Origin of the sequence: Streptomyces sp. NPDC101234 (genome assembly GCF_044767525.1) — a bacterium.
Taxonomy (GTDB): domain Bacteria; phylum Actinomycetota; class Actinomycetes; order Streptomycetales; family Streptomycetaceae; genus Streptomyces; species Streptomyces sasae.
Map to the genome: position 1 here is coordinate 125,485 of NZ_JBIWOA010000001.1, position 20,613 is coordinate 146,097.

At 73.1% G+C, this 20,613-nt stretch carries 16 protein-coding genes; 12 read left to right on the forward strand and 4 right to left on the reverse strand.

Translation table 11 applies throughout. The annotated features are described in order from the left end of the window. Nucleotides 1-29: 29 nt before the first annotated feature. Nucleotides 30-1,385: an SWIM zinc finger family protein gene (locus tag ACIRR9_RS00610; RefSeq protein WP_403746063.1), complete on the reverse strand. Its 1,356-nt coding sequence runs from the start codon at nt 1,383-1,385 to the stop codon at nt 30-32. 132 nt (nt 1,386-1,517) lie between these two features. Here ACIRR9_RS00610 and ACIRR9_RS00615 point away from each other — a divergent pair, with 132 nt between their 5' ends. From ACIRR9_RS00615 to sucD, 7 genes are all read left to right on the forward strand, one after another. Next, entirely contained in the window at nt 1,518-2,636 is a 1,119-nt protein-coding gene (locus ACIRR9_RS00615; RefSeq protein ID WP_403746065.1) for an AAA family ATPase, read from the forward strand. Continuing rightward, nucleotides 2,633-5,254: a DUF5682 family protein gene (locus tag ACIRR9_RS00620; protein WP_403746068.1), complete on the forward strand. Its 2,622-nt coding sequence runs from the start codon at nt 2,633-2,635 to the stop codon at nt 5,252-5,254. Before ACIRR9_RS00615 ends, ACIRR9_RS00620 begins: the two co-directional genes overlap by 4 nt. Further along, entirely contained in the window at nt 5,251-6,435 is a 1,185-nt protein-coding gene (locus ACIRR9_RS00625; RefSeq protein WP_316777052.1) for a VWA domain-containing protein, read from the forward strand. Before ACIRR9_RS00620 ends, ACIRR9_RS00625 begins: the two co-directional genes overlap by 4 nt. Before the next feature lie 248 nt (nt 6,436-6,683). Continuing rightward, complete coding sequence (locus ACIRR9_RS00630) at nt 6,684-7,577, forward strand: hypothetical protein (protein ID WP_403746071.1); 894 nt, start codon at nt 6,684-6,686, stop codon at nt 7,575-7,577. Nucleotides 7,578-7,806: 229 nt separating this feature from the next. Then, complete coding sequence (locus ACIRR9_RS00635) at nt 7,807-9,423, forward strand: hypothetical protein (protein ID WP_403746074.1); 1,617 nt, start codon at nt 7,807-7,809, stop codon at nt 9,421-9,423. Nucleotides 9,424-9,881: 458 nt separating this feature from the next. Continuing rightward, the gene (sucC, locus tag ACIRR9_RS00640; RefSeq protein WP_403746076.1) at nt 9,882-11,063 is read left to right on the forward strand and encodes an ADP-forming succinate--CoA ligase subunit beta; all 1,182 of its coding nucleotides are present in this window, start codon (nt 9,882-9,884) and stop codon (nt 11,061-11,063) included. Nucleotides 11,064-11,090: 27 nt separating this feature from the next. Beyond that, a complete protein-coding gene (gene sucD, locus ACIRR9_RS00645; RefSeq protein ID WP_123974704.1) occupies nt 11,091-11,975 on the forward strand; it encodes a succinate--CoA ligase subunit alpha in 885 nt (294 codons plus the stop codon). 143 nt (nt 11,976-12,118) lie between these two features. On the opposite strand, the gene ACIRR9_RS00650 is transcribed toward sucD, so the two are convergent. After that, nucleotides 12,119-12,961, reverse strand: coding sequence for an RNA polymerase sigma factor (locus tag ACIRR9_RS00650; protein WP_403746079.1), 843 nt, complete (start codon nt 12,959-12,961; stop codon nt 12,119-12,121). Between the two features lie 96 nt (nt 12,962-13,057). Here ACIRR9_RS00650 and ACIRR9_RS00655 point away from each other — a divergent pair, with 96 nt between their 5' ends. Further along, nucleotides 13,058-14,965, forward strand: a complete 1,908-nt coding sequence (locus ACIRR9_RS00655; RefSeq protein ID WP_403746080.1) for a DUF6350 family protein — start codon at nt 13,058-13,060, stop codon at nt 14,963-14,965. A 22-nt stretch (nt 14,966-14,987) separates the two neighbouring features. On the opposite strand, the gene ACIRR9_RS00660 is transcribed toward ACIRR9_RS00655, so the two are convergent. Beyond that, nucleotides 14,988-15,728, reverse strand: a complete 741-nt coding sequence (locus ACIRR9_RS00660; RefSeq protein ID WP_123974701.1) for a hypothetical protein — start codon at nt 15,726-15,728, stop codon at nt 14,988-14,990. A 370-nt stretch (nt 15,729-16,098) separates the two neighbouring features. Here ACIRR9_RS00660 and purN point away from each other — a divergent pair, with 370 nt between their 5' ends. After that, entirely contained in the window at nt 16,099-16,728 is a 630-nt protein-coding gene (purN, locus tag ACIRR9_RS00665; RefSeq protein ID WP_403746083.1) for a phosphoribosylglycinamide formyltransferase, read from the forward strand. After that, complete coding sequence (gene purH, locus ACIRR9_RS00670) at nt 16,725-18,290, forward strand: bifunctional phosphoribosylaminoimidazolecarboxamide formyltransferase/IMP cyclohydrolase (protein ID WP_403746085.1); 1,566 nt, start codon at nt 16,725-16,727, stop codon at nt 18,288-18,290. The genes purN and purH overlap by 4 nt, the downstream gene beginning before the upstream one ends. Before the next feature lie 91 nt (nt 18,291-18,381). Here the strand turns inward: purH and ACIRR9_RS00675 are convergent, their stop codons facing one another. Next, nucleotides 18,382-18,987 carry an RDD family protein gene (locus tag ACIRR9_RS00675; RefSeq protein WP_403746088.1) on the reverse strand — a complete coding sequence of 202 codons (606 nt, stop codon included), beginning with the start codon at nt 18,985-18,987 and terminating at the stop codon, nt 18,382-18,384. A gap of 228 nt (nt 18,988-19,215) precedes the next feature. Here ACIRR9_RS00675 and ACIRR9_RS00680 point away from each other — a divergent pair, with 228 nt between their 5' ends. Beyond that, complete coding sequence (locus tag ACIRR9_RS00680) at nt 19,216-20,070, forward strand: bifunctional methylenetetrahydrofolate dehydrogenase/methenyltetrahydrofolate cyclohydrolase (RefSeq protein ID WP_403746090.1); 855 nt, start codon at nt 19,216-19,218, stop codon at nt 20,068-20,070. Continuing rightward, the gene (locus tag ACIRR9_RS00685; protein ID WP_123974696.1) at nt 20,060-20,467 is read left to right on the forward strand and encodes a DUF3017 domain-containing protein; all 408 of its coding nucleotides are present in this window, start codon (nt 20,060-20,062) and stop codon (nt 20,465-20,467) included. The genes ACIRR9_RS00680 and ACIRR9_RS00685 overlap by 11 nt, the downstream gene beginning before the upstream one ends. Nucleotides 20,468-20,613: the final 146 nt, after the last annotated feature.

Below are 20,613 nucleotides of genomic sequence, written 5' to 3' on the forward strand. Positions count from 1 at the left end.
CCGGGGTGGTCCGGGCGGGGCCGGTCGGGTCAGCACAGCGGCACCGCCTCGCCCGCCCCCTCCGCCCACGCCGTCAGCGGGGTGAAGCCGCGGTGGCCGCACTCGCCGAAGACCGTGACCGGGGCGCCGCCGGAGAGCGCGACCAACTGCCACAGGCCCGGCCGGGCACGAGCGGCGGGCGTGAGCGGCAGCGCCAACTCGGAATCGGCGTCCGCCAGTTGCCAGGAGTCGCCGTCCGGGACGGGGACCACCCGGTTCAGCGTCACCGGCACCGACTCCAGCCACGGGTCCTCACGCAGCGCCTCCCCGTACCGCGCCGCCGCCCGTGCCGTCGGTATGCTCGGCGGCCGCAGCGGAAGGGGCGCGGGCGCGGCGAACCGCTCGCCCAGGGCCGCCCGGTGCCCGCCCGCACCGGGGTAGGCGGACAGCTCCGCCTCCAGGGCGAGACCGACCGGCAGTGCCAGCTCGGGGGCACGGCCGGCCGCTCCGTAGGACAGGAGCAGCGCCGTGCGGCCGGTGTCGGCGCCGTGCAGCCAGATCCGGCGGGTCGTCAGCTTCGTGTCCACCGTGTCGTACTGGGCGAGGACCAGCCAGCGGTCGCGCACCGGCGGGCCGTCCGCCGATGCGGGCAGACCGACACGGGAACGGACCGTCGCCGCGAGGCCCTCCGGGAGCCGGTCGCGGCGCAGCCAGCCCTGGTCGAGGAGGTGCAGCAGCGCACACTCCTCCAACAGCCGCACCGGCCAGCCCGGACCGGAGGCCGGTATCGCCCCCAACTCCCGCACCCTCGCGGCCAGTCCGGGGGCCTGGGCGTCGACCATGCGGGCCGCGGTCTCCTCCCACAGCCCGTACCCCGCCTGCTCGGCCGCGGCCAGGCCGCCGCGCAGCAGGTCGGTCAGGCGCTGCTCCAGCTCCGTGGCGCCCGCGGTGACCCGCTCGGCCCGCTTCTCCGCCCTCCGCCGGGCCGCCTCGGGATCAGCGGCGGCCGGGGAACTCCCGCCGCCCGCCGGGCGTTTGTCCTCCGTGCGCTTGCGCCGGCCCGCGATCCACTGCTCGGCCCAGTCCGGCGCCTGCGCCACCGTCGGCACCGCGTCGTCCTCGCCGGCCCACAGCAGGAGCAGCCCGAGGGCGTGCTTGCACGGGAACTTCCGGCTCGGACAACTGCACTTGTAGGCAGGCCCGGCCGGGTCCGCGACGTCCACGATCGTCTGGTACGGCTTGCTGCCGCTGCCCTTGCACAGTCCCCATACCGTCCCCTCCTCGCAACTCCCCGCCCCGGACCACGGCCCCGCCGCTCCGAGTCTGCTTCCGGCTTTGCGTGACGCGGCGTCAGGCGCCAGTGCCAGCACCTGGTCCGCAGTCCAGCGCACCCCCTGCTGAGTCATGTCATCGAAGGTAGATCCCGGCACTGACAATCGGCCGAGGGAGCACGTTCGTGCAGGTCAGAGCGATTGTCAGTGGCGTGGTGCACGGTGGACACCAGATCCGAACCGGCCGAGCTGGAGGGGGCCTCAGCCATGACTGTGTCCGTGGAACCGACCGATCCGACGACCATCGAGAGTGCGCTGCGACCGCACGCCGAGCACGCCTTCGCCGACGAACTCACGGCGCTGGCCGCGCAGGACGACCGGCCGCGCCCGGCCCGCTGGAAGCTGTCGCCGTGGGCGGTGGCCACCTATCTCCTCGGCGGCACACTGCCGGACGGCACGGTGATCACCCCGAAGTACGTCGGCCCGCGCCGCATCGTCGAGGTCGCCGTCACCACCCTCGCCACCGACCGTGCCCTGCTCCTGCTCGGCGTGCCCGGCACCGCCAAGACCTGGGTCTCCGAGCACCTCGCCGCCGCCGTCAGCGGTGACTCGACCCTGCTCGTGCAGGGCACGGCCGGCACCCCGGAGGAGGCGATCCGCTACGGCTGGAACTACGCGCAGCTGCTCGCCCACGGCCCGAGCCGGGACGCGCTCGTGCCCAGTCCGGTCATGCGGGCCATGGCGGAGGGCATGACGGCGAGAGTCGAGGAGCTGACCCGGATCCCGGCCGACGTCCAGGACACGCTGATCACGATCCTGTCCGAGAAGACCCTGCCGATCCCCGAGCTCGGCCAGGAGGTGCAGGCGGTCCGCGGCTTCAACCTGATCGCCACCGCCAACGACCGCGACCGAGGCGTCAACGACCTGTCCAGCGCCCTGCGCCGCCGCTTCAACACCGTCGTGCTGCCGCTGCCGGAGAGCGCGGACGCCGAGGTCGACATCGTGGCGCGCCGCGTCGACCAGCTGGGCCGCTCCCTGGACCTGCCGGCCGTGCCCGACGGCATCGCCGAGATCCGCCGGGTCGTCACCGTCTTCCGCGAACTGCGCGACGGCATCACCGCCGACGGCCGCACCAAGCTGAAGTCGCCGAGCGGCACGCTCTCCACGGCCGAGGCGATCTCCGTCGTCACCAACGGGCTCGCCCTGGCCGCCCACTTCGGGGACGGCGTGCTGCGGGCCGGCGATGTCGCGGCCGGCATCCTCGGGGCCGTCGTCCGCGACCCGGCCGCCGACCGGGTCATCTGGCAGGAGTACCTGGAGACGGTCGTCCGCGAGCGCGACGGCTGGAAGGACTTCTACCGCGCCTGCCGGGAGGTGAGCGCATGACCGACTCCGCATGGGGGCGGACCGGTCCGCTGCTCCTGGGGGTACGACACCACGGGCCAGGCTCCGCGCGGGCGGTGCGGGCCGCCCTGGACGCCGCCCGGCCGAAGGCGGTGCTGATCGAGGGCCCGCCCGAGGCCGACGCGCTGATCCCGCTGGCCGCCGACCCGGAGATGCGGCCGCCGGTCGCACTCCTCGCGCACGCGGTGGACGAGCCCGGCCGCTCGGCGTTCTGGCCGCTGGCCGACTTCAGCCCCGAGTGGGTGGCCGTCCGCTGGGCCCTGGAGCACGAGGTCCCGGCCCGCTTCATCGACCTGCCGGCCACGCACACGCTCGCGTGGGAGACGGAGGAGGCCACGGCCGCGGCTCCGGGGACCGACGGCGACGAGGCGGGAGCGGAGGGGGCAGCGGACGGGGCAGGCGGCACCGGCGAGGCCGACGGCGACCGGGCAGCTGCCGACGCCGTGCCCGACGCCGAGCGGCCCGACGCCGAGCGACAGCTGCGTGTCGACCCCCTCGCCGCTCTCGCCGAGGCGGCCGGTTACGACGATCCCGAGCGCTGGTGGGAGGACGTCGTCGAGCACCGGAGCGGGTCGGCGGAGCGGGACGTGTTCGCGCCGTTCGCCGCGGTGGAGGAGGCGATGGGGGCACTGCGGGAGACGTACGGGGGCGGCGGGCGCGACCGGGACCCCGTGCGGGAGGCCCATATGCGGCTCCGACTGCGAGCGGCTCAGCGTGAGTTCGGGGACGCCGTGGCGGTGGTGTGCGGGGCGTGGCATGTACCGGCCCTGCGCGCGAGGAGCTCCGTCGCGGCCGACAAGGAGCTGCTGAAGGGGCTGCCCAAGGTCAAGACCGACATGACCTGGGTGCCATGGACCAACCGTCGGCTGGCCCGGGCGAGCGGATACGGCGCGGGCATCGACTCGCCGGGCTGGTACGGCCACCTGTTCCGGGCCCCGGACCGGCCGGTGGAGCGGTGGCTCACCAAGGTGGCCGGGCTGCTGCGCGAGGAGGACCGCATCGTCTCCTCGGCCCATGTCATCGAGGCGGTACGGCTGGCCGAGACCCTCGCGGTGATGCGCGGCCGCCCGCTGCCCGGCCTGGGCGAGACGACCGACGCGGTACGGGCGGTGCTGTGCGAGGGCTCGGACGTCCCGCTGGCGCTGGTGCACGACCGGCTGGTGGTCGGGGACGTGCTCGGGGAGGTGCCGGAGTCCGCGCCCGCGGTGCCCCTGCAGCGGGACCTGGCCCGGGAGCAGCGCCGGCTCCGGCTCAAGCCGGAGGCGCTGGAGCGGGAGCTGGAGCTCGACCTGCGCAAGGACATCGACGCCGGTCGCAGCCGGCTGCTGCACCGGTTGCGGCTGCTCGGCGTCGGGTGGGGCGAGCCGGTGCAGTCGAGGGGGAGCACGGGCACGTTCCGGGAGACCTGGCGGCTGTGCTGGGAGCCGGAGCTGTCGGTGCGGGTGGCCGAGGCGGGCGTGTGGGGGACGACCGTCGACGGCGCGGCGACGGCCAGGGCCGAGGCCGACGCGGTGCGGGTGACCGCGCTCGCCGATGTCACCGCGCTCGCCGAGCACTGTCTGCTCGCCGGGCTGCCGGAGGCACTGCCGGTGGTGATGCGGGTGCTCGCCGACCGGGCCGCGCTGGACACGGACGTCGGCCATCTCGCCCAGGCGCTCCCGGCCCTGGTCCGCTCGCTGCGCTACGGCGACGTCCGGAGCACCGACACCGGGGCGCTCGCCGAGGTCGCCGCGGGCCTCGCCGAGCGGGTCTTCGTCGGACTCCCGCCCGCCTGCGCCGCCCTCGACGCGGACGCGGCGGAGGAGATGCGGGGCCATGTGGACGCGGTGCACACGGCGGTGGGGCTGCTCGACGAGACCGGGAGAGGAGGGACGACGGCCGGGACCGGAGAGGAGACGGCCGCAGGGACCGGGAATGAGACGGCCGCAGGGACCGGGAAGGGGACGGCCGCAGGGAAGAGGACGGTGGCCGGGAGCGGGAGCGGGAGCGGGAGCGGGAGCGGGAATGGGACCGGGAACGGGTCCGGATCCGGACCCGGGCACCGTGGCCTCCGTCGGCGCTGGCGGGCCGTGCTGCGGACGCTGTCCGGGCGGGACACCGTGCCCGGGGTGCTGCGCGGGCGGGCTGTGCGGATCCTGTTGGACGAAGGGGAGCTGGGGGCGGAGGAGGCGGCCCGGCTGATGGGCCTGGTGCTCTCGCCGGGGACCCCGCCGGCGGACGCGGCGGCCTGGATCGAGGGGTTCGTCGGGGGGAGCGGCGGGGGCGGGATGCTGCTCGTGCACGACGAGCGGCTGCTCGGTCTGGTCGACGCCTGGCTGACCGGGGTGCCGGTGGAGGCGTTCACGGACGTACTGCCACTGCTGCGGCGGACCTTCTCGGCGTACGAGCCGGGGGTGCGCAGAACGCTCGGCGAACTGGTGCGCCGGGGGCCGGGGGAGCGGCCCCGAGGGGTGGGGCAGGCCGCCGCGGTACCGGGTTTCGGTGCCGAGGCGGACACCGGGCGCGCCGACGCCGTACTGCCGGTGCTGCGGCTGCTGCTCGGGCTCGATGAACCCGACGACAAGAATCTGGACAACGGCCTTGTGGGGGCGGGGAGATGACCACGGACGTGAGGGACACCGGCAGCGGTCCGGACGACCCGGCGCGGGAACGGCTGCGGCGGTGGCGGCTGGTGCTCGGGGGCGAGGCCGCCGACGGGACCGGGTGTGCGCTGTCGGGGCGGGACGCGGCGATGGACGGGACGCTGGCCGCGCTGTACGGGAAGGGGGACAGAGCGCAGTCGGGGCGGGAGCGTTCGGCGGGGCTGGGGGCGTCGGCGCCGTCGGTGGCGCGCTGGCTCGGTGACATCCGGACGTACTTCCCGTCCTCGGTCGTCCAGGTCATGCAGCGCGACGCCATCGACCGGCTCGGGCTCGCCGCGCTGCTGCTCGAACCGGAGATGCTGGAGGCGGTCGAGGCCGACGTCCACCTGGTCGGCACGCTCCTCTCGCTCAACAAGGCGATGCCGGAGACGACGAAGGAGACGGCACGGGCGGTCGTCCGCAAGGTCGTCGAGGACCTGGAGAAGCGGCTGGCCACCCGCACCCGGGCCACCCTCACCGGAGCCCTCGACCGCAGCGCCCGCATCAACCGGCCGCGCCACCACGACATCGACTGGAACCGCACGATCTCGGCCAACCTCAAGCACTACCTGCCGGAGTACCGGACGATCGTGCCGGAGCGGCTGATCGGGTACGGGCGGGCGTCGCAGTCGGTGAAGAAGGAAGTGGTGCTCTGCATCGACCAGTCCGGGTCGATGGCCGCGTCGGTGGTGTACGCGTCCGTGTTCGGGGCGGTGCTGGCGTCCATGCGGTCGATCGACACCCGGCTCGTCGTCTTCGACACGGCGGTGGTCGATCTCACCGACCAGCTCGACGACCCGGTGGACGTGTTGTTCGGTACCCAGCTCGGCGGCGGTACGGACATCAACCGGGCGCTGGCGTACTGCCAGTCGCAGATCACCCGGCCGGCCGAGACCGTCGTCGTCCTCATCAGCGACCTCTACGAGGGCGGGATACGGAACGAGATGCTCAAGCGGGTCGCGGCGATGAAGGCGTCGGGGGTGCAGTTCGTGGCGCTGCTCGCGCTGTCGGACGAGGGGGCGCCCGCGTACGACCGGGAGCACGCGGCCGCGCTCGCGGCGCTGGGGGCACCGGCGTTCGCGTGCACGCCCGATCTCTTCCCGGAGGTGATGGCGGCGGCGATCGAGAAGCGCCCCATACCGGTTCCGGACACCGTGTGAGGACCAAGTGAGGCCGGATCCGGCGGGGGACTTGTCGACTCAGCGATACCCGACTCCGGGTGTCATAACGGACATGACTACCCATCGGTAACGGGGGGCTTGCGCGACCTCGGGCCTCCCGTGCAAGGATCGATGTCTCCACCGGTCTTTCACCGGTCTTCACGCCGTTGCGTGTCCCCAGCTCTGTTCCGCCGCACGGGAGGACCCTCCCCGTCTTGACCTCGCCAGCAGTTCTGCCCGGTGCCGCCGTGCGTGTCTTGCGCACGGCGGTGGGACGGCGTGCGCTGCAACTGGCGCTGCTGGTCGGCGGACTGCTCGCGCTCGGCTTCCTCTGCGGGGGGCAGGCGCAGGCGGCGGAGGGGGTGTCCTCGACACCGTCGTCGACCTCGGTCGTGACGTCGATCGTGACCCAGAAGGTGCCGCTGCGGGACCTGGTGACGCCGCACCGGCCGCACAAGGCGGCCGCCGCGCGGAAGCCCGCCACCGCGGCGGCGCCCGTGGTACCGGTGGCCGACGTTCCGGTGGCCGACAAGGCGCTCGGGGTTCCCGAGGCGGGCGAGGCCGTCCGTTCCGTGACCCGGACGGTGACCTCGACGACCTCGACCGTGACCCGCTCGCTCGACGAGACCGTGCGCCAGGTGTCGGAGCGGTTGCCGGTCGAGCTGCCCGCGCTGCCCGTCACGCCGGTGGTGCAGGTGCCGGAGCTCCCCGTCGTCTCCGAGCTGCCGGGCGTGTTGCTCCCGGCGCCGGTCACGTCGGCGCCCCGTCCCGCGCAGCCGCAGACGCCGGTCATGCATGACGCCGGGCAGGGGAAGCCCCGTACGAAGGCACCGGCGGCCACCGCCGTGTCGTACGGGCCGCGGATCACCGTCGTGACCCCTGCTCAGGGTGAGGCGCAGCGCGCCGCCGTCCACCGTGCCGTCGGCACCGCGGACGCTCCCACCCGTCCCGCGCCCGCCGGAGACCCGGACGGCGCGCTGGGCAAGTCGGCGGTCGACGGCACCGCCTCGCGGCACGCCGACGCGTACGCCGTGACCTTCGCAGACCGGGCGCCGCTGCGGCTCGTGCCCGGTGCCGCCGCGTGTGTCGACGCGGCCGGGACCCGGGACAGGTTCCGGGACATCCCCGTCTTCCCCGGCTAGGACCGGCGACCCCCTTCCCCGCCACGGACCTGTCGCGCGGGGGCGGAACAGGTCTGCCCGTCCGTCCGGACCCCCGAGGATCCCCCCTTCGGATCCCCTCCATCGGATCCCCCTCCGAACGCCTCCGGACGGCGATGTCCCCAGCCGCGCTTCCGGCACCACCGGAAGCCCTCCCGGCTCCGCGTCCGCGTCCCGAACGCACCGGAGCCCCGAAGGATCTGACGCACGCATGAACAAGAACATCCGCCGCTCCATCGTCATAGCCGCCGGAGTGACCGGCGCGTGGGCGCTCGGCTCGGCCGCGGCCAGCGCCGACGAACTGCCCGCCGCGTCCGTCTCCGCACCGGACGCCACGGATGCCGGCACCGGCGGCATCACCGGCACCCTCACCGACACGGTCGACGGCGTCGTGTCCGACGTCACCGGCACCGTCACCTCGACGGTCGCGGACACCACAGCGAAGGCGACGAGCACCGTGCAGGACACCCAGCAGTCGGCCGAGACCTCGACCGGCACCGTCGAGCAGGCCGCTCACACGACCGCCCCCAGGATCAGGGGTGGCCAGGCCATCAAGGGCGCCCGGGCGGCCCGCGCGGCGAAGGCCAAGGCCGAGAACGCCGAGAACCGGGTCCGGGCGAAGGCCGCGCACGTGGTCCAGGCCGCGCACACCGCCCACCACACGGCCGCCGAGGTCGCCGCCACCGCCACGGACACCACCTCCCCGGCCGTCCCCCGGGACGACATCGACTACCTCTTCGGCCCCCTCGCCTCCTTCGCCCCCGAGGTCGAGCAGGCGCTGGCCGCCGTCCAGACCAAGCTCCAGGCGACCCAGGCGGCCGCCCGCACCCAGGTGCAGGGCGTCGACGGGGCCGTGCGCACCCAGGTGCGGCGCACGGTGGCCGGCGCGGGCCGTACCGCAGGTCCCGTGACCGCCACGGCCGGTCGGGCGACCGCCACGGCCGGCCAGGTGACGACCGCCGCCGACGCCGCCGTGGCCGCCGTTCCCGCGCACGTCACCGGGACGGTCGACGGGGCCGGGCAGCGTGTGGTCGGCACGGTGCGGGCGGTGCCCGGGACGGTCACGCCGGTCGTCACCGGCACGGCCGCCGTCGTCGCCCCGCCGGTCGCCTCCGACGCCGTGCACGGTGTCCTTCCGGTGGCCGGATCGGCGGTCGGGGACGTGCACGGCGCCGCGACCGGCGCGGTGGCCGGGGTGGTGCCGGTCGCCGAGGGCGCGGCCGCCGGAGTCGGGGGCACGGCCACCGGCGCCGTCGCCGCCGTACTGCCGGTCGCCGAGTACGCGGTGACGGGCGTCCACGGCACCGCCACGGGGGCCGTGGGCGGCGTCCACGGCGTCGCCACCGGTGCCGTCGGCGATGTGTACCCGGCCGTCGCGGACGTGCCTCCGTACGCCACCGGACTGGTCGGGGAGGTCACCCAGGACGCCGTCGGCGCCGTGCTGCCGCCCGTCGCCGGGACCGCCGTGCACGGGGTCGTGCCGGTCGCCGGGCAGGCCGTGGCGGACGCCCGGGCGCTGGCGTACGGCGCCGTGGGCGACGTCCGGCCGGTCGTCGCTGCCGTGCCGCCGCTCGCGTACGGGGTGACCGGACATGTGACCACCTATGCGGAGGACCTGGCCGGGCCGGTCCTCGACGGTGCCGAGGCGCTGGCGTACGGCGCGGTCGGCGACGCGCAGCCGGTCGTCGCGGCCGCCGTGCCGCTCACGCAGGACGTGACCGGCACCCCGCTGGCCGCGCACGCGGTCGCCGGGGTCCGGCAGGTCGCCGACTCCATGACCCCGGAGTACGTCCACGGCCCGCAGGCCGCCCGGACCTACTCCGTCTGACTCCGGGGGGCGGCCGCGCCCGGACGACCGAACACCGTCGGTTCGTCCGGGCCCGGAGCCTCGCGGATCCGGCCGGTGATCCCATGGGGACGGTGATCGCCGGCCAAGCCTCCAGGGCCGTTCCTTAAGGCCGGCCCTGGAGGCTGAGGCCTCACCGGGCCAACCCCGGCCCGGTGAGGCCTCGCACTTCGTCCCGAAGGCACTCCAAAGGCGCCTCAAGACGGCACGCCGTGCCAGAAAACCGCTGGATACCCGGCATCATGTGACAGGTATCACCGCTCAGGTGTGACCCTCGATTTAGGGTGCCCCCGCAACCGGCGATAACCTGCGAGACGGACATGCCGCGCGCTCGGACACCGTGTGCGCTTCCCCTGTGACCCATGCGGACGTCACGTTGCCCTTCGCGGCACGCCCACGCATCCAACGAACCGCGAGATCACTGATAGGGACGGAAGCGCGTGGACCTGTTCGAGTACCAGGCGAGGGACCTCTTCGCCAAGCACGATGTACCGGTGCTGGCCGGTGAAGTCATCGACACGCCTGAGGCGGCGCGCGAGATCACCGAGCGACTGGGCGGCAAGTCCGTCGTCAAGGCGCAGGTGAAGGTCGGTGGTCGCGGCAAGGCCGGTGGCGTCAAGCTGGCTGCCTCCGCGGACGAGGCCGTCGCCCGTGCGACGGACATCCTCGGCATGGACATCAAGGGCCACACGGTCCACAAGGTGATGATCGCCGAGACCGCCCCGGAGATCCTCGAGGAGTACTACGTCTCCTTCCTCCTCGACCGTGCGAACCGCACCTTCCTCTCCATCGCCTCCGTCGAGGGCGGCATGGAGATCGAGGAGGTCGCGGCCACCCGCCCCGAGGCCGTCGCCAAGACCCCGATCGACGCGATCGACGGTGTGGACCTGGCCAAGGCCAAGGAGATCGTCGCCGCGGCGAAGTTCCCGGCCGAGGTCGCCGACAAGGTCGCGAACGTCCTCGTCACGCTGTGGGACACCTTCATCAAGGAGGACGCCCTCCTCGTCGAGGTCAACCCGCTCGCGAAGGTCGCCTCCGGTGACGTCATCGCCCTCGACGGCAAGGTGTCGCTGGACGACAACGCCGAGTTCCGCCACGCGGACTGGGAGGAGCTCCACGACAAGGCCGCGGCCAACCCGCTGGAGGCCGCCGCCAAGGAGAAGAACCTCAACTACGTCAAGCTCGAGGGCGAGGTCGGCATCATCGGCAACGGCGCGGGTCTCGTCATGAGCACCCTGGACGTCGTCGCGTACGCCGGTGAGAACCACGGTGGCGTCAAGCCCGCCAACTTCCTCGACATCGGCGGTGGCGCCTCCGCCCAGGTCATGGCCAACGGCCTGGAGATCATCCTCGGCGACCCCGACGTCAAGTCGGTCTTCGTCAACGTCTTCGGTGGCATCACCGCCTGCGACGAGGTCGCCAACGGCATCGTCCAGGCCCTCAAGCTTCTTGAGGACCGCGGCGAGAACGTCTCGAAGCCGCTCGTCGTCCGCCTCGACGGCAACAACGCCGAGCTGGGCCGCAAGATCCTCACGGACGCCAACCACCCGCTGGTGCAGCGCGTCGACACCATGGACGGCGCGGCCGACAAGGCCGCCGAGCTGGCCCACGCCGCCAAGTAAGCACTCAGGACGAGGACACAACACACCATGGCTATCTGGCTCAACAAGGACAGCAAGGTCATCGTCCAGGGCATGACGGGCGCCACGGGCATGAAGCACACCAAGCTCATGCTGGGCGACGGCACCAACGTCGTGGGCGGCGTCAACCCGCGCAAGGCGGGGCAGACCGTGGACTTCGACGGCACCGAGGTACCGGTATTCGGTACGGTCGCCGAGGCCATCGAGAAGACCGGCGCCAACGTCTCCGTCATCTTCGTGCCGGAGAAGTTCACCAAGGACGCGGTCGTCGAGGCCATCGACGCCGAGATCCCGGTCGCCGTCGTGATCACCGAGGGCATCGCCGTGCACGACTCGGCGTCGTTCTGGGCGTACGCCGGCAAGAAGGGCAACAAGACCCGCATCATCGGCCCGAACTGCCCCGGCATCATCACCCCGGGCCAGTCGAACGTCGGCATCATCCCGGGCGACATCACCAAGCCGGGCCGTATCGGCCTGGTCTCGAAGTCCGGCACGCTGACGTACCAGATGATGTACGAGCTCCGTGACATCGGCTTCTCGACCGCCGTCGGCATCGGTGGCGACCCGATCATCGGCACCACGCACATCGACGCGCTCGCCGCGTTCGAGGCCGACCCCGAGACCGACCTGATCGTCATGATCGGCGAGATCGGCGGCGACGCCGAGGAGCGGGCCGCGGACTTCATCGCGAAGAACGTGACCAAGCCGGTCGTCGGTTACGTCGCGGGCTTCACCGCCCCCGAGGGCAAGACCATGGGCCACGCCGGCGCCATCGTCTCCGGTTCGTCGGGCACCGCCCAGGCGAAGAAGGAGGCCCTGGAGGCCGCGGGCGTCAAGGTCGGCAAGACCCCGACCGAGACGGCGAAGCTGGCCCGCGAGATCCTCGCCGGCTGAACAACTGCGTGACCGCACGCAGGTAGGCCCGTTCCCCAGGGTGGGAGCGGGCCTACCGATGTTCTGTCCTACCTGCGGCCGAGAAACCAAGGGGCGCGGGGAACTGTGTGACCAGCCCCCACCGGGCCCGCAGCCGAACGCACTCACCGAGGCAACGGCACCAACCTCTCCGGCCCCTTCTCGGCCGCCCTGCGGAGCTTCGCCTGCAACGCCCGCTCCCCCGCCGACAACGGCCCGAGCCCCACCTCCGCCGGTACCCCACTGATCGCCTGTGCCGGGCCGACCGGCGCCTCGTAGTGCGTCGGCGCCGTCCGCAGCGTCAGCGTCGTCGCCGCGACGATCGCCGCCGTGAAGGCGAGGGCGGACCGGGTCCAGAACCGGGTCCGGCGTTCCGCGTACGTACGGACCGACGGCGGCTGAGCGGCACGCAACCGCTCCGCCGAGGCGAGTTCGGCCAGCCGCCGGTGCAGCTCCGCCGCGTCCGCCAGTTCCGGAACCCGCGCCGCGACCTCCCGGCGCGCCCGGGTGAGCCGGCCCGCCGCCGCCGGTGTGCTCGCCTCCGTCTCCGCCGCCGTCTCCGGCAGATCGAGCCCGACGCCGTCGTACAACAGCAGCGTGCGGCGGTACGTCGGCGGCAGTTTCAGCAACGCGTCCAGCAGGGCGCGGTCGGCCGCGTCGGCGGGCGGGGGCTCGGGGTGCCGGTAGCGCAGCCGGAACCGGTGCCAGGGGGAGAGCGCGCACTCGTGCGCCACCGCGCGCACCCAGCCGGCCGGGTCCCGGTCGCGGGCCACCTGCGGCCAGTTCTGCCAGGCGAGTTGGAAGGCCTGCTCGACGGCTTCCCGCGCCAGTTCCCGGCGCCCGGTGAGCAGATAGGTCTGCCGTACCAGGGCCGGGGCGCAGAACGCGTACAGCGAGTCGAAGGCCTGAGCGGGCGTCAGGGCGGCAGCCGGTACGGCCTGGTCGGCGTGGGCCGGGCTCTGCGTCACTTGGCGTACCTTCCTACGAAAAAGCACATAAACATATATTGAGCGACACTTCGGTGGTTCGCCCGTTACGACGGGAAAGCGCGTGTCGTTGGGAGCATGGCGGTCGTGATGAACATGACCGTCCGCCGACCGTCGTTCTCGGCCCTGCTCGCCCGGCTGCGCGACCGTTCCCCCGGACTCGGCGCGAGCCTCCTGGGCGGCGCGATCGCGGCCGGGCTCGGACTCGGCTGTTTCTCCGTGCTGGTGATGGCGCTCTGGGTCAGTTCGCCCTATCCCGACAGCGGTCCGGGCGGCGCGTTGCATCTCGCGGCGGCGCTGTGGCTCCTCGCCCACGGTGTCGAACTGGTCCGTATCCACACCCTGTCCGGGGTGCCGGCGCCGGTCGGGGTGACGCCGTTGCTGCTGCTCGTGGTGCCGGCGCTGCTGGTGTACCGGGGCGCGCGGGAGGCGGTGGACGCCCCGGACGGCGCGGGTGCCGACGCGCCGCCGGTCCGGGCCCGGACGGCGTGGACCGGCGTGGTCACCGGCTACCTCGGTGTCGGCGGCTGCGTCGCGCTGTACGCGTCCGGCGGTGAACTGCGGCCGGTGTGGGGGTGGGTGGCGGTGTGTCTGCCACTGCTCGCGACGGGCGCGGCGGGCGCCGGGGTGTGGACGGCGTACGGCCGTCCGCGCGAGCCGCTGCCGGGTCTGGTCCGGGTGCTGCCGGGGGCGGTACGGCGGCTGCTGTCCGGGCGGGACACCCGGGTGCGGTGGGGTACGGCCGTCCGCGCGTCCCTGGCCGGAACGGTCGTGTTCTTCGGGGGCGGGACGACGCTGCTCGCGGTGTCGCTGGTGGGGCACGGCGACGCGACGCGGGCGTCCTTCCTCCAGCTGACGGCGGGCTGGACCGGGCGCTGTGCCGTCCTGCTCCTCTGCGTCTGCCTCGTTCCCAACGCGGCGGTGTGGTCGGCGTCGTACGCCGTCGGCCCGGGCTTCGCGCTCGGCGCCGGGCATCTCGTGAACCCTCTTGCCTCCGACCGGGCACCGTTCCTCCCGCCGTTTCCCCTGCTGGCGGCCGTGCCGGTGAACGGGCCCGGGACACCGGTGAACTGGCTGGCCGGGGCGGCGGTACCGGTGGCGGCCGGGGTGACGGTGGCGTGGTTCGTGGTGAAGAGGACGGCCGAACGGCAGTGGACGACCGGGCGCACGGCCGGGGTGGTGACGCTGGCCGCACTGCTGTGCGCGCTGCTGCTCGCGGCGCTGGCCGGGCTGGCCGGCGGCCCCATGGGCGTCTCCGGGCTCACCCGCTTCGGCCCCGTCTGGTGGCAGACGGGCACGGCGACCGCAGTCTGGCTCGCCGGCGTGGGGGTGCCGACGGCCCTGGCGGTGCGGAAGTGGCGGGGGCGGGGTATCGCCTCGCTCGCGGCCTGGCTGGGGCTCGGCAGCACGACGACCGCGGAGAACCGCACCGAGGAGAGCCGCACCGCGAAGAGACAGACCGCGGAGAGACGCACCGCGGAGAGGCGGGCGGCCAAGCAGCGGACGGCGGAGAAGCGGACCGCGGACAGGCGGGCGGAGAAGAGGCGGCGAGCCGAGCGGCGGGCCGCGGAGAAGCAGGCGGCCAAGAGGCAGCGGGCGGAGGCGGCCGAGCGGCGGACCACGGAGAAGCGGACCGGTGAGCGGTCGGAGCCCTCCACCCCGGTCGCGTCGGCCGCACCCCTGCCCGGCCAGGGCGACGGCGACACGTTCGAGGAGTGGTACGAGGCGCTCCCGGCCGAGCCGTACCCCGTTCCGCCGGTCCGGCCCTTCCCGGCTCCCCCCGCCGACCCCTACGGCGTACCGCCCGCCGAGCCCCGCGAGGCGCCACCGGCCCGCCATCCCTACGCGCCCCTGTCCGCCGAGCCCGGCACACCCCCGTCCGCGGCCCCGCTGCCCGATCCCTGGCAGGACGAGGTGGCGCGCAGGGCCAGGTGGGCGACGTTGCGGGAGGTCTCCGAACCGGGCGACGGCGTGGACGGCTCCTGACCGCGGGGCCTCGTCCGGGCCGTCAGCTGTTCGTGCTCCCCATGAAGGGCCGCAGCTCCTTCGGCAGCAGATGGTCGCAGGACTGCTGGGCCTCGTTGGTGAGCGCGTCCGTGACGCACGTGTAGTAGTCGCGGTAGACCAGCTGGGCCGTGAAGCTCGCCGCCACCAGGGCCAGCGCCAGGGACGCCGTGACCAGGCCGCTGATCGCCGCCGTCGTCTGGGGGCGGCCGCCTGCGGCCTCGTCGGGGTTGCGCGGCTTGGCGCGGAGCGCGCTGACGCCCCAGTAGATGGCCAGCGCGCCGAGCAGCAGCGCGACGTACGGCCAGCTGAAGAGGGCGAAGAAGAACGCCCACATCCCGCACAGCAGGGCGTACCGCGCCCGGCGCTGGGTCGGGTCCGTGGGGTCCCAGCGCATGCCGGGGCCGGGGCCACCGGGGCCACCCTGGCCGTCGCCCCCGGGGCCGCGGCCGGGACGCTCGCCGAAGCCGCCGGACTGCCGGCCGGGCTGGCGGTCGCTCCACTGGCTGCCCCAGGGTGACTGCTCGTCGCGGTCACCGGCGGGGCGGCGCGGCCGCCACGGGCTGTCCGGCGTGCCCTCCGGCGGCGGGGCGAAGGGGTTGTCGTCCTGCTGGTCGCTCTTCGGCCGGTCCGAGGGCGCGTCCGGCGGCGAGGCCGGCCGCTCCCGCAACAGCACGGCGAAACGCGTCCCTCCCTGCACCGACTGCGGGGGGAGCAGGCGAAGTCCCAGGCTGCGGTCCGGCATCAAGTGAGCGTCTTCCCCTAGATCGATACGACTGATGAGTACGGCGGATGAATGCGACTGATGAACACGGCTGATGAACACGGCTGGTGAATGCTGACGGATATGGCGGATCGATACGGCGGATGAAACGGCTGGTTACCTCGTGAACGTGCCGTATCCCGGACACGTTCCCGTCGCGGTACTTCCCAGACGCTACCTTCCGGCCACGCCCCCGTCCCGTGGGGGCCGCCCGGTGTGCCGGTATCGTTGCTGACGGTCGGCCGCTTCGTAGACTTCCCCGTATCCGGGGGCGCGAAGCACTCGTACGAATGTACAAGTGCCGTACGGGGTCGGCCGCCGTACCGACGCTCCCCCGAGAAAGGGCCCCGCCGTGGCCGCCAAGCCCGTGGCCAAGCGCCTCGTCGTGCTGGTCTCCGGATCCGGCACCAACCTCCAGGCGCTGCTCGACGCCATCGCCGAGACCGGGGCGGAGGGCTACGGCGCCGAGGTCGTCGCCGTGGGCGCCGACCGCGACGGCATCGAGGGGCTCGCGCGTGCCGAGCACGCCGGGCTGCCCACCTTCGTGACCAGGGTGAAGGACTTCGGGAGCCGGGAGGAGTGGGACCGGGCGCTGGCCGACGCCGTCGCCGCCCACGAACCGGACCTCGTGATCTCCGCCGGGTTCATGAAGATCGTCGGCAAGGAGTTCCTGGCGCGGTTCGGCGGGCGCACCGTCAACACGCACCCCGCGCTGCTGCCCAGTTTTCCGGGGGCCCACGGCGTACGCGACGCGCTCGCGTACGGCGCCAGGGTCACCGGCTGCACCGTCCACTTCGTCGACGACGGCGTCGACACCGGGCCGATCATCGCTCAGGGCGTGGTGGAGGTCCGGGACGAGGACGACGAGAGCGCTCTGCACGAGCGCATCAAGGACGTCGAGCGAAGGCTGCTCGTCGAGGTCGTGGGGCGGATCGCCCGCAACGGCTATCGCATTGAGGGACGAAAGGTAGTTATCCAGTGACCGCCGAGAGCAACAAGCGGACCGTCCGACGGGCGCTCGTCAGCGTCTACGACAAGACGGGCCTCGAAGACCTCGCGCGCGGGCTGCACGAGGCGGGCGTCGAGCTGGTCTCCACCGGCTCCACCGCCTCCCGCATCGCCGCCGCCGGAGTCCCCGTCACCAAGGTCGAGGAGCTCACCGGCTTCCCGGAGTGCCTGGACGGCCGGGTCAAGACCCTGCACCCCAAGGTCCACGCCGGCATCCTCGCCGACCTGCGCCTGGACAGCCACCGCAAGCAGCTCGACGAGCTGGGCGTGGCCCCCTTCGACCTCGTCGTCGTCAACCTCTACCCGTTCCGCGAGACCGTCGCCTCCGGTGCCTCGGCCGACGAGTGCGTCGAGCAGATCGACATCGGCGGCCCCTCGATGGTCCGCGCCGCCGCCAAGAACCACCCCTCGGTCGCCGTCGTCACCAGCCCGGCCCGGTACGCCGACGTCCTCGCCGCGGTCGCCGAGGGCGGCTTCGACCTCGCCACCCGCAAGCGGCTCGCCGCCGAGGCCTTCCAGCACACCGCGTCCTACGACGTGGCGGTGGCCTCCTGGTTCGCCTCGGAGTACGCCCCCGTCGACGAGTCGCGGTTCCCCGACTTCCTGGGCGCCACCTGGGAGCGCGAGAACACCCTGCGCTACGGCGAGAACCCGCACCAGCCCGCCGCCCTCTACGTCGACGCCGCCGGCAGCGGCCTCGCCAAGGCCGAGCAGCTGCACGGCAAGGAGATGTCGTACAACAACTACACGGACACGGACGCCGCCCGCCGTGCCGCGTACGACCACGACGAGCCGTGCGTCGCGATCATCAAGCACGCCAACCCCTGTGGCATCGCGGTCGGTTCGGATGTCGCCGAGGCGCACCGCAAGGCGCACGCCTGTGACCCGCTGTCCGCGTTCGGCGGCGTGATCGCCGTCAACCGGCCGGTGAGCAAGGAGATGGCGGAGCAGGTCGCCGAGATCTTCACCGAGGTCATCGTCGCGCCCGACTACGAGGAGGGGGCGCTCGAAGCCCTCGCCAAGAAGAAGAACATCCGCGTCCTGAAGGCGCCGGGCGCCCCGGCCAACCCGGTCGAGGTCAAGCCCGTCGACGGCGGTGTGCTGCTCCAGGTCACCGACCGGCTGCAGGCCGACGGCGACGACCCGGCCAACTGGACCCTCGCGACCGGCGAGGCCCTGAGCGCGGCGGAGCTCGCCGAGCTCGCCTTCGCCTGGAAGGCCTGCCGGGCCGTGAAGTCCAACGCCATCCTGCTCGCCAAGGACGGCGCCTCGGTCGGCGTCGGCATGGGCCAGGTCAACCGCGTCGACTCCGCGAAGCTCGCGGTCGAGCGGGCCGGCGAGGAGCGGGCGCGCGGCTCCTACGCCGCCTCCGACGCGTTCTTCCCCTTCCCCGACGGCCTGGAGATCCTCACCGCGGCCGGTGTGAAGGCCGTGGTGCAGCCGGGCGGTTCGGTCCGCGACGAACTCGTCGTCGAGGCCGCGAAGAAGGCCGGCGTGACGATGTACTTCACGGGGACGCGGCACTTCTTCCACTGAGTCGCGGAAGCGTAGGCGCAAACACCAGGGCCGTGTCCCCCCCCGTGGAGGGGGACACGGCCCTTGGAGTGCGGTCCGGCGGTTCAGCCGCTCAGTTGCTGCGGATCACGATCGTGCCGCAGACCTTGTCCGCGAACGTCTGGCGCTTGCTGTCCCACGCCGGCCACAGGTAGCCGAGGTAGCAGGGCAGGCCGTCCAGGATGTGGGCCAGCTGGCGCACGAACGCCATGCCCGCACCGATCGGCTGGCCCGTCTCCTCCTTGAGCGTGCGGGTGCCGACCGCCTTCTTGCCCAGGCTCTGACCGGTACGCCCCTCCAGGATGATCTGGTAGACGAACAGGCCGATCAGGCCGAGGAAGCCGATGATCGTCAGTGCGGGGGTCTTGTTGCCGGCGCCCACGATCACGAGGATGTACGGGATGCCGTACAGCAGCATGTCGATCACCTTGCTCAGGAAACGCCAGCCCCAGTTCGCGTACGGCGGCGTCGCGCCGTAACCCTGCTGCGGGTAGCCGTAGCCGCCCTGCTGGGGGTAGCCGGGCTGCTGCTGGGGGTAGCCGTAGCCCTGCTGCGGCGGCACGCCCTGCGGGGCCTGCTGGTAGCCGGGCTGGCCCTGCTGGGGGTAGCCGTAGCCGGGCTGACCCTGCTGCGGGTTCTGCGGCTGACCGTAGGGGTTGTTGGGCGAGCCGAAACTCATGGCGGTTTCCTCCGTTGGACCTGCGGGGACGACGCGGACAAGCACGGAGGTACGTCATGATCTGAGCGGTTTGCCCCCCACCGGACCGCGATACTGCGCCGTTCATCGTTAAGTACGGGCGAGTTGTTGTCCAGTCCGATTAGCGATGTGTTGTGCAAGTGCAACATCATTGATCATGACCGCGCACCCGAGTGGAACCAGGGGGCCGCCATCCGGGAGGATGGAGCCATGACCGCCCAGACTCTCGATGGCAAGGCCACCGCAGCCGCGATCAAGTCCGATCTGACCGCCCGGGTGGCGGCGCTGAAGGAGAAGGGCGTCACGCCCGGCCTCGGCACGATCCTCGTCGGGGACGACCCCGGCAGCCAGAAGTACGTCGCCGGCAAGCACCGCGACTGCGCGCAGGTCGGCATCGCCTCCATCCAGCGCGAACTCCCGGCCACCGCGACCCAGGAGGAGATCGAGGCGGTCGTCCGCGAGCTCAACGAAGACCCCGACTGCACCGGCTACATCGTCCAGCTCCCGCTGCCCAAGGGCATCGACGAGAACCGCATCCTGGAGCTGATGGACCCGCACAAGGACGCGGACGGCCTGCACCCGATGAACCTCGGCCGGCTGGTCCTCGGCGAGCCCGCGCCGCTGCCCTGCACCCCCAACGGCGTACTCACCCTGCTGCGCCGGCACGGCGTCGAGATCAAGGGCGCCGAGGTCGTGGTCGTCGGCCGTGGCGTGACCATCGGCCGCCCGATGCCGCTGCTGCTCACCCGGCGCAGCGAGAACGCGACGGTCACGCAGTGCCACACCGGCACGCGCGACCTCTCCTCGCATCTCAAGCGCGCGGACATCATCGTCGCCGCGGCCGGCTCCCCGCACCTGATCCGCCCCGAGGACGTCAAGCCGGGCGCGGCCGTCCTCGACGTCGGTGTCTCCCGCAACGCCGACGGCAAGATCGTCGGCGATGTCCACCCCGGCGTCGCCGAGGTCGCCGGGTGGATCTCTCCCAACCCCGGCGGTGTCGGGCCGATGACCCGGGCGCAGCTGCTGGTCAACGTGGTCGAGGCGGCGGAGCGCAGTGTCGGCTGACGGGCGTCGCGCGACCCGGCGCTTTCCGCTGTTCACCCGGGACACGGCTCGCCCCGAAGGGGGCGGCCGGGCCGCGTCGGGGGACCTGCCGGCGCCGGCCCGGCAGTGGCCGCTGCTGGTCGTGCTCGCGACCGCCGCGGTGGGGCTGCTGGTGACCTCGCTGGACCAGTTCCGGATCGGAGCGCTGCTGATCGGGGCGGCGCTGCTCGCCGGTGCGGTGATGCGCTGGGTACTGCCGAGCGTGGGGATGCTGGCGGTCCGGTCACGGTTCACGGACATCGTGACGTACGGGGTGCTGGGGCTGGCGATAGTGCTGCTGGCGCTGATGGCGCAGCCCAAGCCGTGGCTGGTGATCCCGTACTTGAAGGACACCCTGCACTTCACCATGCGGAGCTAGGGATCGGGTTCAGTGTCTGCTGCGGGCCGGTGGGGGCTGGTCGCGCCCGCGCGGCGGTAGCCGCATGTCAAATACAGCCCCGCGCCCCTTCGGGGCGCTGAGAAAGTGGCCCGCACCTCCCCCGGTGGGTGCGGGCCTGCTTCCCC

Coding starts and splice junctions, on each gene's coding strand:
- ACIRR9_RS00610 (WP_403746063.1), bottom strand. CDS start 1,385: ATGACTCAGCAGGGGGTGCGCTGGACTGCGGACCAGGTGCTGGCACTG.
- ACIRR9_RS00675 (WP_403746088.1), bottom strand. CDS start 18,987: ATGAGTTTCGGCTCGCCCAACAACCCCTACGGTCAGCCGCAGAACCCG.
- ACIRR9_RS00655 (WP_403746080.1), top strand. CDS start 13,058: ATGGCGGTCGTGATGAACATGACCGTCCGCCGACCGTCGTTCTCGGCC.
- ACIRR9_RS00615 (WP_403746065.1), top strand. CDS start 1,518: ATGACTGTGTCCGTGGAACCGACCGATCCGACGACCATCGAGAGTGCG.
- ACIRR9_RS00620 (WP_403746068.1), top strand. CDS start 2,633: ATGACCGACTCCGCATGGGGGCGGACCGGTCCGCTGCTCCTGGGGGTA.
- ACIRR9_RS00680 (WP_403746090.1), top strand. CDS start 19,216: ATGACCGCCCAGACTCTCGATGGCAAGGCCACCGCAGCCGCGATCAAG.
- ACIRR9_RS00635 (WP_403746074.1), top strand. CDS start 7,807: ATGAACAAGAACATCCGCCGCTCCATCGTCATAGCCGCCGGAGTGACC.
- ACIRR9_RS00660 (WP_123974701.1), bottom strand. CDS start 15,728: ATGCCGGACCGCAGCCTGGGACTTCGCCTGCTCCCCCCGCAGTCGGTG.
- ACIRR9_RS00625 (WP_316777052.1), top strand. CDS start 5,251: ATGACCACGGACGTGAGGGACACCGGCAGCGGTCCGGACGACCCGGCG.
- sucD (WP_123974704.1), top strand. CDS start 11,091: ATGGCTATCTGGCTCAACAAGGACAGCAAGGTCATCGTCCAGGGCATG.